Origin of the sequence: Melaminivora alkalimesophila (genome assembly GCF_000282995.1) — a bacterium.
Classification (GTDB): Bacteria; Pseudomonadota; Gammaproteobacteria; order Burkholderiales; family Burkholderiaceae_C; genus Melaminivora; species Melaminivora alkalimesophila.
Map to the genome: position 1 here is coordinate 1 of NZ_ALEE01000579.1, position 9,717 is coordinate 9,717.

Annotated in this window: 7 protein-coding genes, 1 pseudogene and 1 riboswitch; of the genes and pseudogenes, 6 read left to right on the top strand and 2 right to left on the bottom strand. The window is 69.8% G+C overall.

All coding sequences use genetic code 11. The features are described 5' to 3' along the window. Positions 1–65 precede the first annotated feature (65 nt). From ftsA to thiC, 5 genes are all read left to right on the top strand, one after another. Positions 66–1,295 (top strand): cell division protein FtsA, encoded by a 1,230-nt coding sequence (ftsA, locus tag A612_RS11310; protein WP_040436692.1) that lies wholly within the window; start codon positions 66–68, stop codon positions 1,293–1,295. A gap of 123 nt (positions 1,296–1,418) precedes the next feature. After that, a complete protein-coding gene (gene ftsZ, locus A612_RS11315) occupies positions 1,419–2,639 on the top strand; it encodes a cell division protein FtsZ (RefSeq protein WP_019374589.1) in 1,221 nt (406 codons plus the stop codon). A 110-nt stretch (positions 2,640–2,749) separates the two neighbouring features. Beyond that, positions 2,750–3,673, top strand: coding sequence for a UDP-3-O-acyl-N-acetylglucosamine deacetylase (gene lpxC, locus A612_RS11320; RefSeq protein ID WP_019374590.1), 924 nt, complete (start codon positions 2,750–2,752; stop codon positions 3,671–3,673). Positions 3,674–3,692: 19 nt separating this feature from the next. Next, positions 3,693–3,869: a hypothetical protein gene (locus tag A612_RS17555; RefSeq protein ID WP_019374591.1), complete on the top strand. Its 177-nt coding sequence runs from the start codon at positions 3,693–3,695 to the stop codon at positions 3,867–3,869. 23 nt (positions 3,870–3,892) lie between these two features. Then, positions 3,893–4,004: riboswitch (TPP riboswitch) on the top strand. 108 nt (positions 4,005–4,112) lie between these two features. Next, positions 4,113–5,957, top strand: coding sequence for a phosphomethylpyrimidine synthase ThiC (thiC, locus tag A612_RS11325; RefSeq protein ID WP_019374592.1), 1,845 nt, complete (start codon positions 4,113–4,115; stop codon positions 5,955–5,957). Positions 5,958–5,973: 16 nt separating this feature from the next. Here thiC and A612_RS11330 read toward each other — a convergent pair whose 3' ends face one another. Then, positions 5,974–7,590, bottom strand: a complete 1,617-nt coding sequence (locus A612_RS11330; protein ID WP_019374593.1) for a methyl-accepting chemotaxis protein — start codon at positions 7,588–7,590, stop codon at positions 5,974–5,976. Positions 7,591–7,841: 251 nt separating this feature from the next. On the opposite strand from A612_RS11330, the gene A612_RS11335 reads away from it, so the two are divergent. After that, positions 7,842–9,479 (top strand): methyl-accepting chemotaxis protein, encoded by a 1,638-nt coding sequence (locus A612_RS11335; protein WP_019374594.1) that lies wholly within the window; start codon positions 7,842–7,844, stop codon positions 9,477–9,479. A 58-nt stretch (positions 9,480–9,537) separates the two neighbouring features. Here A612_RS11335 and A612_RS11340 read toward each other — a convergent pair. Then, positions 9,538–9,717, bottom strand: a pseudogene (locus tag A612_RS11340) (hypothetical protein); the annotation flags it as partial.

Sequence of the window (9,717 nt, forward strand, 5' to 3'; positions counted from 1 at the left end):
CGCGGCCGACGCCCCGCCCGGCCGCGCGCCGCGCAGCGACGAACAACTGAAGGACGAGCAAGAACATGTCTAGGGAATACAAGGACGTGGTGGTGGGGCTGGACATCGGCACGGCCAAGGTCATGGCGGTGGTCGCCGAGGTGCTGGCCAGTGGCGAGCTCAAGCTCGCCGGGCTGGGCGTGGCGCCGTCCAACGGCCTCAAGCGCGGCGTGGTGGTGAACATCGACGCCACGGTGCAGAGCATCCAGCAGGCGCTCAAGGAGGCCGAGCTGATGGCCGACTGCCGCATCCAGCGTGTGCACACCGGCATCACCGGCAGCCACATCCGCGGGCTCAACTCCAGCGGCATGGTCGCCATCAAGGACCGCGAGGTCACGCCCACCGACGTGGCGCGCGTGGTCGAGACCGCCAAGGCCATCAACATCTCCAGCGACCAGCGCCTGCTGCTGGTCGAGCCGCAGGAATTCGTGATCGACGGCCAGGACGTGCGCGAGCCCATCGGCATGAGCGGCATCCGGCTGGAGGCGAAGATCCACATCGTCACCGGCGCCCAGAGCGCGGCCGAGAACATCATCAAGTGCGTGCGCCGCTGCGGGCTGGAGGTCGAGCAGCTGCTGCTCAACCCGCTGGCGTCGAGCCAGTCGGTGCTCACCGACGACGAGCGCGAGCTGGGCGTGGCGCTGGTGGACATCGGCGCCGGCACCACCGACGTGGCGATCTTCACCGGCGGCGCGATCCGCCACACGGCCGTGATCCCGATCGCCGGCGACCTGGTCACCAGCGACATCGCCATGGCGCTGAGGACGCCGACCAAGGACGCCGAGGACATCAAGGTCGAGAGCGGCTACGCCAAGCAGCTGTTGGCCGACCCGGAGGCGCAGGTCGAGGTGCCGGGCCTGGGCGACCGCAGCCCGCGCATGCTCAGCAAGCAGGCGCTGGCCGGCGTGATCGAGCCGCGCGTCGAGGAGATCTTCTCGCTCGTGCAGCAGGTCATCCGCGACTCGGGCTACGAGGAGGTGCTGTCGTCGGGGATCGTGCTCACCGGCGGCAGCGCCGTCATGCCGGGCATGGTCGAGCTGGGCGAGGACATCTTTTTGAAGCCGGTGCGCCGCGGCATCCCGAAATACTCGCGCGTGCTGGCCGACATGGTCGCCCAGCCGCGCGCCGCCACCGTCATGGGCCTGCTGGAGGAGGCGCGCCTGGCGCGCCTGCGCGGCTTCAAGGTCGCCGCCAAGAGCGGCACGGTCAAGACCGCCTTCGGCCGGCTCAAGGATTTCATCGTTGGGAACTTCTGACATGCAGCACCACAGGCACCGCAAGCGCGGCCGATGGCGAAGTCCCGGCACACCACCCGGCGGGGAGACGCACTTTCACCGGAACCACCACCCACAACACGAGGCATCAGCAGGAGCAGCACCATGAGCATCGAAATGATCGAAACCGAAGAATTCAACCAGGGCACCATGATCAAGGTCATCGGCGTGGGCGGCGGCGGTGGCAACGCGGTCGCGCACATGATCGACAGCAGTGTGCAGGGCGTGGAATTCGTCTGCGCCAACACCGATGCCCAGGCGCTGGTGCGCAGCGCCGCGCACCGCACGGTGCAGCTGGGCAACAACGGCCTGGGGGCCGGCAGCAAGCCCGAGGTGGCGCGCGCCGCCGCCGAGGACGCGGCCGAGGACATCCGCCAGGCGATCTCCGGCGCCCACATGCTGTTCATCACCGCCGGCATGGGCGGCGGCACCGGCACCGGCGCCGCGCCCGTGATCGCGCGCTTGGCCAAGGAGATGGGCATCCTCACCGTGGGCGTGGTCACCAAGCCCTTCGAGTGGGAGGGCAGCCGGCGCATGAAGAACGCCGACGAGGGCCTGGCGGAGCTGGAGGCCAGCGTGGACTCGCTGATCGTCGTGCTCAACGAGAAGCTGCTGGAGGTGCTGGGCGACGACGTCACCCAGGAAGAGGCCTTCGCGCACGCCAACGACGTGCTCAAGAACGCCGTCGGCGGCATCGCCGAGATCATCAACGAATACGGCCAGGTGAACGTCGACTTCGCCGACGTGCGCACCATCATGGGCGAGCCCGGCAAGGCCATGATGGGCACGGCCACCGCCAGCGGCCCGGACCGCGCGCGCATCGCTGCCGAGCAGGCCATCGCCTGCCCGCTGCTGGAGGGCATCGACCTGTCGGGCGCCAAGGGGGTGCTGGTGCTGGTCACGGCCAGCAAGGGCAGCCTGAAGCTGTCGGAGTCGCGCCTGGCGATGAACACCATCAACGCCTACGCCTCGCCCGACGCGCACGTGATCTTCGGTGCGGCCTACGACGAGTCGCTGGGCGACGCCATCCGCGTGACGGTGATCGCCACCGGCCTGTCGCGCGCCAACGCCCGCCGCCAGAACATGCAGGTGGTGCAGGGCAGCCTGCGCACCGGCACGGACAACGTCGCCTACCACATGCCGGGCGCGGCCACCGCGGCGCCAGGCATCGGCGGCGCCGCCACCCCGGCCGACTACAACAACATGGCGGTGCCGAGCGTGTGGCGCACCAACCGCACCCAGGCCACGGCGCGCGTGGACGCGCTGTCCTCGGGCGGCATGGACGAGCTGGAGATCCCGGCCTTCCTGCGCAAGCAGGCGGACTGAACGCCGGCCGGCGGCCCGCCGGGAGCGGACCACCGGCAGCGTCCCCGGCCCCGGCGGGGCCGGTGGGCTGGGGGCCGGCGTGCGCCGCTGCGGCGGCCTAGAATCGGCGCATGCTTGCCCAACGCACGATCAAGACCCTGACCCGCGCCGTCGGCGTGGGGCTGCACAGCGGCCAGCGGGTCGAGCTGACGCTGCGTCCGGCGCAACCCGACACCGGCATCGTGTTCCGCCGCATCGACCTGCCCGAGCCGGTGGACATCCCGATCGGCGCCGAATCGGTGGTGGACACGCGCATGGCCTCGACCATCGGCGCCGGCGGCACCAAGGTGCACACCGTCGAGCACCTGATGTCCGCCTGCGCGGGGCTGGGCATCGACAACCTGTACGTGGACATCACGGCCGAGGAAGTGCCGATCCTGGACGGCTCCTCGGCTTCCTTCGTGTTCCTGCTGCAAAGCGCCGGCATCGAGCTGCAGCCGGCGGCGAAGCGCTTCATCCGCGTGTTGCGTCCCGTGGAAGTGCGCGAGGGCGCGGGCGCCGACCTCAAGTGGGCACGCCTGGAGCCCTACCACGGCTTCAAGCTGCGCTTCGAGATCGACTTCGCCCACCCGGCGGTCGACTCCACCGGCCAGAGCGTGGAGTTCGACCTGGGCACCGACAACTACGCGCGCGACATCGCCCGCGCGCGCACCTTCGGTTTCACCAAGGACGTGGAGATGCTGCGCGCCAGCGGCCGGGCGCTCGGCGGCGGGCTGGACAATGCCATCGTCATGGACGACTACAAGGTGCTGAATGCCGACGGCCTGCGCTACGACGCCGAGTTCGCGCGCCACAAGATCCTGGACGCCATGGGCGATCTGTACCTGGTGGGCAAGCCGCTGCTGGCGGCCTACAGCGCCCACCGCTCGGGACACGCCATGAACAACTTGCTGCTGCGCGAGCTGCTGGCCCAGCGCGATGCCTGGGAGATCGTCAGCTTCGCCCACGAGGGCCAGGCGCCGCGCGGCTTCGCGCAGCTGGCGCGCGCTTGGTAGAGGCCGCGAGGCGCCGGCCATGGTGGTTTTCCGCTTCCTCGTCTTCTTCCTGCTGCTGGTGGCGGCGGTGTGCTTTGCCTTCTTCGCCGCCACCGGACAGGCGCGCTACAGGCGCCTCGGCACCGTGGTGCTCAAGTGGACGCTGATCGCCACCTTCCTGTTCTTCGCGGTGCTGATCGTGGAGCGCCTGGCCTGAAGCGGGGCCGTGCGTCTATACTTCGGCCTGCTCCGGGGTGCACGAACGACTGGCGTGCTGAGATGGCGGACCGACCGCCGAAACCGCGAACTTGATCTGGTTAGTACCAGCGTAAGAAGAGCTGCAGCGGCAGGGCGCCGGTGCGTGTCCGTGGACACGCCGGCACCCGTGCAACCCTGGGACATCCGCGCCCAGGGGCCGCCGAGGCGGAGCATTCCCACCATCCCTGCTGGAGTGCCTGCCATGAATGCCCCCGCCGATTTCTCCCACCTCCTGGCCCGCGCGCGCGAGCCCTTTCCGGCGTCCGCCAAGTCCTGGATCCAGGGCAGCCGCCCGGACCTGCGCGTGCCGGTGCGCGACATCCGCCTGACCAACGGCGAGGTGGTGAGCGTCTACGACACCTCTGGCCCCTACACCGACCCGGCCGCCAGCATCGACGTGCGCCGCGGCCTGCCGGGCGTGCGAAGCGCCTGGATCGAGGAGCGCGGCGACACCGAGGGCTACGCCGGCCGCGCGCCCCAGGCCATCGACGACGGCCAGCGCAGCGAGGACGCCGCCCGGCTGCGCGAGCTGCGCGCCCAGGCCGCCGCGCTGCAGCGCAGGCCGCGCCGCGCCCGCGCCGGCGCCAACGTCACGCAGATGCACTATGCCCGCCGCGGCATCGTCACGCCGGAGATGGAGTACGTGGCGCTGCGCGAGAACGGGCGGCGCGAGTGGATGGAGCAGTACCTGGCGGATGCGGCACGCGAGCAGCGTCTGGCCGGCAACCCGCTGGGCGCGAGCATCCCGAGAGTCATCACGCCCGAGTTCGTGCGCGACGAGGTGGCGCGTGGCCGCGCCATCATCCCCGCCAACATCAACCACCCGGAAGTCGAGCCGATGGCCATCGGACGCAACTTCCGCGTCAAGATCAACGCCAACATCGGCAACTCGGCCGTCACCTCCAGCATCGAAGAGGAGGTGGAAAAGCTGGTCTGGGCGATCCGCTGGGGCGCGGACAACGTGATGGACCTGTCGACCGGCAAGAACATCCACACCACGCGCGACTGGATCATCAGGAACAGCCCCGTGCCGATCGGCACCGTGCCGATCTACCAAGCGCTGGAAAAGGTGGGTGGCATCGCCGAGGACCTGACCTGGGAGATCTTCCGCGACACGCTGATCGAGCAGGCCGAGCAGGGCGTGGACTACTTCACCATCCATGCCGGCGTGCGCCTGGCCTTCATCCACCTGACGGCTGCGCGGCGCACCGGCATCGTCTCGCGCGGCGGCTCGATCATGGCCAAGTGGTGCATGGCGCACCACAGGGAGAGCTTCATCTACGAGCACTTCGAGGAGATCTGCGAGATCATGAAGTCGTATGACGTGTCTTTCAGTCTGGGGGACGGCCTGCGCCCGGGCTCGCTGAGCGACGCCAACGACGAGGCCCAGTTCGCCGAGCTGCGCACCCTCGGGGAGCTGACCCAGGTGGCTTGGAAGCACGACGTGCAGACCATGATCGAGGGCCCCGGCCACGTGCCCATGCACCTGATCCAGGCGAACATGGCCGAGCAGCTTAGGACCTGCCACGAGGCACCGTTCTACACCCTGGGCCCGCTGACCATCGACATCTCGCCGGGCTACGACCACATCGCCAGTGCCATCGGCGCCGCCATGATCGGCTGGATGGGCACTGCCATGCTGTGCTACGTCACGCCCAAGGAACACCTCGGCCTGCCCGACCGCGAGGACGTCAAGCAGGGCATCATCGCCTACAGGATCGCCGCACACGCCGCCGACGTCGCCAAGGGCCACCCGGCCGCGCGGGCGCGCGACGACGCGCTTTCGCAGGCGCGCTTCGAGTTCCGCTGGCAGGACCAGTTCAACCTGGGGCTCGACCCCGATACCGCGCGCGAATTCCACGACGAGACGCTTCCCAAGGACTCAGCCAAGGTGGCGCATTTCTGCTCCATGTGCGGGCCGAAGTTCTGCTCCATGAAGATCACGCAGGAGGTACGCGAGTACGCCCGGCAGGGGTTGCAGGCCAAGGCCGAGGAGTTCAACCGGGCGGGCGGTGCGCTGTACGTGCCCATCCATCCTGCCGGCTGAGCCGGAGCGCGCCTTGTCAGGCAGGCAGCAGCACGGCGCCGGCGTTTGGTTCCCGGGCCGGCCCGCTGGGCAGCCGGAACCGGCTCACCAGCGCCGCCAGTTCATGGGCCTGGCCGCGCAGGCCCTCGGTGGCTGCGGCCGATTCCTCGACCAGCGCCGCGTTCTGCTGGGTCACCCGGTCCAGCCGCGACAGCGCGGCATGGATGGAAAGAATGTCCTGCTGCTGCGCGTGGTGGCTGACCCGCATGTCGGCCATGGTGCGGGCCGCGCCCTGGATCGCCGCGACCACATGCTCCATGGTCCGCCCGGCGTCGGTGGCCAGGGTGGCGCCGGTATCCATCTGCTCCACCGATGCGGTGATCAGCGCCTTGATCTCGCGGCCAGCCGCAGCCGAGCGGTTGGCCAGACTGCGGACCTCGCTGGCCACCACGGCGAAGCCCCGGCCGTGCTCGCCGGCGCGGGCGGCTTCCACGGCAGCGTTGAGCGCCAGGATGTTGGTCTGGAAGGCGATGCCGTCGATGACGCCAGTGATGTCGCTGATCCGGTGCGCCGTGTGCGAGATCTGCTGCATGGTCTGCACCACGCGCGCCGCGACGTCACAGCCTTCGCGCGCCACGACGACGGCCTGAGCCGCCTGCGCCTCGGTGTGCTGCGCGGTCTCGGCCGACCGCTGCACGGAGCGCGTCACGTGCTCCAGGGCGGCGGCCGTCTCCTGCAGGCTGGCCGCGGCTTCTTCGGTGCGGTGGGACAGGCGGGAGTTGCCGTTGGCGATGTCGGCCGCGGCGTTGTGCAGGCTGTGCACGGACGCGCTCACTTGCCCTGCCAGGCGCCGCAGCGCGGTCTGCATGACCGACAGCGAAGTCAGCATGTGCCCGGTCTCGTCGCGGTCGTGCCCCGCGATGTCCTGACGCAGGTCCAGGCCGGCGACGCGGCGGGCCGTGTCGCTGGCCAGCGCGATGGGCCGCGTGATGCTGCCCACCAGCCACAGCGCCAGCGCCGTGCCCAGCACGAGCGACAAAGTGCCGAACGCCAGCAGCGACAAGCGGGCCGTGTTGCTCCAGTCGGCCACCACCAGCGCCGATGAATCGATGGACTGGCGCTGGGACTGCGTGAGAGCCTCCAGTGCTTGCATGAGCGCCTGGGAGGCGGGCATGAAACGCTCGCCGTACACCTGCTGGATCCGTGCGGTGAGACCGAAATCGCGGGCCTGCACCAGCTCCGCGCGGGCCTGGTGAAAGACCGCGGCGCGGGCGTTCACGCGCACCAGGAGATCCTCGTCCGCCGTGCCGGACAGCCGCTGCGCCAGCGTGGCGAGCAGCGCGTCGTACTGGCGCTGCGTCGCCGCGATGTCGGCGCCGAGGATGTCGCCGACCTCGGGCTCCGAGCTCAGGGCGACGGCCTTGTAGCGCTCGGCATTGAGCGCCTGCAGGCGGTAGGCATCCGCCACCAGCCGTTCGTTGGCCACGCTGCGCTGGACCATGTCGTCGGTGGACCGGCCGATGTGCTGCAGAGACCAGAAACCGATGGCCGAACCCACCAGGCTCAGCGCCAGCATGGCGAGGAACAGGCCCAGCAGGCGGCGACCCAGCGGGCCGACGGCCTGCTGGCGGGAGGAAAGCAGTGGCAGGGACATGCAAAGAAAGGGGACAACACAGGCACCAGACGCCTGCCAGGCACTTTCTTCTATAAATGTGACAACATGTTTTCAATGGATTGCCAAGATGCGCCTTTACATGCTCGCCCCACCCGAACGTGGCGGTGAATACCCTCTATCGAACGTTTTTTTTGCAACATAAAGTGGCGCCAATACCAGCCTGGTCAGTGGCTTCCATGCCGCGGCGCTAACCTGCGCACGCCATGGGCCATGTTCAGCAGAGGAATTTCATGACGATCCCGGGGCGACTCTCCATCCGCGCGCGGCTTTATTTCGCGACCGTTTTTTCACTGCTCCTGCTCGCCATCGTGGGCGCCATGGGCTACGTAGGGCTGGACCGGGCCCGCTCGACCATGCACGAGCTGTTCGCCCGCGAGGTGCAGACCCTCACCGCCATGAGCGAGCTGCGCACCAGCCTGGGGCAGCTGCGCCGTGTGGAAAAGGACATCGTCATCAACTTCAACAACTCCGTGGAGGTCAGCGCGTTGCGCGAGGCCTGGACGGGGCAGCTCGGCGCGCTGCGCAGTGGCCTGTCCACGGTGCGCGGCGCGCACGAAGGCGATGCGCAGTTCACCGCCGCCGTCGACCAGGCGCTGGCAGAGATCAAGCTGTACGCCGACGGCATCACGCCCATCTTCGAGCAGATCGAGCGCGCCCAGCTCGATGGCGCTGGCGCGGGAGCCTATGCCGAGCGCCTCAAGGGCCACATGGAAACCACGGACAGCGTGCTGGGCAGCCTGGGCAAGCAGGCACGCGAACGCATGGACGCGGCGCGTGCGCAGCTCGATGCGCGCGCGGGCACCATGTCGCTGCTGATCGCCGGCGCGGTGGCGCTGGCGCTGGCGGTGCTGGTGCCGCTCACGCTGCTCACCGTGCGCTCCATCGCGCGCTCGCTGCAGCAGGCCAGCCAACTGGCCGAGCGCATCGCCGCGGGCGATCTGTCGCAGGCCGTGCCCGCGGGCCCGCGCGACGAGATCGGCAACCTGATCGACGCCATGGCGCGCATGCAGAACTCCCTGCGCACGCTGGTAGGGCAGGTGCAGCAGGCGGCGGGCAGCATCGGTTCGGCGAGCGCGGAGATCGCCTCCGGCAACCAGGACCTGAGCCAGCGCACCGAGCAGGCCGCGGCCAACCTGCAGGAAACCGCCTCGTCCATGGAAATGCTCACCGGCACCGTGCAGCAAAGCGCGGAGGCCTCGCGCAATGCCAGCCGCCTGGCCACCTCGGCCGCGGAGGTCGCCGAGCGCGGCGGCGCGGTGGTGGCGCAGGTGGTGCAGACCATGGGCGAGATCTCCGACAGCTCGCGGCGCATCGGCGACATCACCGGGGTGATCGACTCCATCGCCTTCCAGACCAACATCCTGGCGCTGAACGCGGCGGTGGAGGCCGCGCGCGCCGGCGAGCAGGGCCGGGGCTTCGCCGTGGTGGCCGGCGAGGTGCGCAACCTGGCGCAGCGCTCGGCCTCCGCCGCGCGCGAGATCAAGCAGCTCATCGGCGCTTCGGTCGACCGCGTGGCCGGCGGCGCGCGCCTGGTGGGCGAGGCGGGCGAGACCATGACCGAGATCGTGGGGAGCGTGCGCCAGGTGGCGGCGATCGTCGCGGAGATCACCGAAGGCGCGGCCCAGCAGAGCGACAACCTGCAGCAGATCAACCAGTCGGTGGTGCATCTGGACCAGATGACGCAGCAGAATGCCGCCCTGGTCGAGGAATCGGCCGCCGCGTCCAGCGCGTTGAACGAGCAGACCCGCCAGCTCGTGCAGGCCGTGGCGAGCTTCCGTCTGGACGATGCCGCGCAGGCCCCGCAGCTGGCCGAGCCGGCCGGGCGCGCCGCGGCCACGGCTGCCCTGCCTGCGCTGGGCGTCGGCTGAAGGGCGGGAAGGACTGGAGCGGCCGGGCGCGTGGACCGCGCGCCGGCCGCCCGGGCGCTCAGAAGCTCACGGCCATCGCCGGGACGTCGACGTGCACGATCGGACGCGACAGTGCAGCGACGGTGGCGCGGGCGAATTCCTTCGCCCACAGCGGATCGCCAAAATGCTGCGCTCCGGCCGCCTGGGCGACGACCAGCACCTTGTCGGCCAGCAGCACCTTGCCGCTGGCGCGCAGCGG

Bases quoted from the DNA above. Each gene is read 5' to 3' on its own strand.
- ftsA (WP_040436692.1), top strand. From the start codon at position 66: ATGTCTAGGGAATACAAGGACGTGGTGGTGGGGCTGGACATCGGCACG.
- ftsZ (WP_019374589.1), top strand. From the start codon at position 1,419: ATGAGCATCGAAATGATCGAAACCGAAGAATTCAACCAGGGCACCATG.
- lpxC (WP_019374590.1), top strand. From the start codon at position 2,750: ATGCTTGCCCAACGCACGATCAAGACCCTGACCCGCGCCGTCGGCGTG.
- A612_RS17555 (WP_019374591.1), top strand. From the start codon at position 3,693: ATGGTGGTTTTCCGCTTCCTCGTCTTCTTCCTGCTGCTGGTGGCGGCG.
- thiC (WP_019374592.1), top strand. From the start codon at position 4,113: ATGAATGCCCCCGCCGATTTCTCCCACCTCCTGGCCCGCGCGCGCGAG.
- A612_RS11330 (WP_019374593.1), bottom strand. From the start codon at position 7,590: ATGTCCCTGCCACTGCTTTCCTCCCGCCAGCAGGCCGTCGGCCCGCTG.
- A612_RS11335 (WP_019374594.1), top strand. From the start codon at position 7,842: ATGACGATCCCGGGGCGACTCTCCATCCGCGCGCGGCTTTATTTCGCG.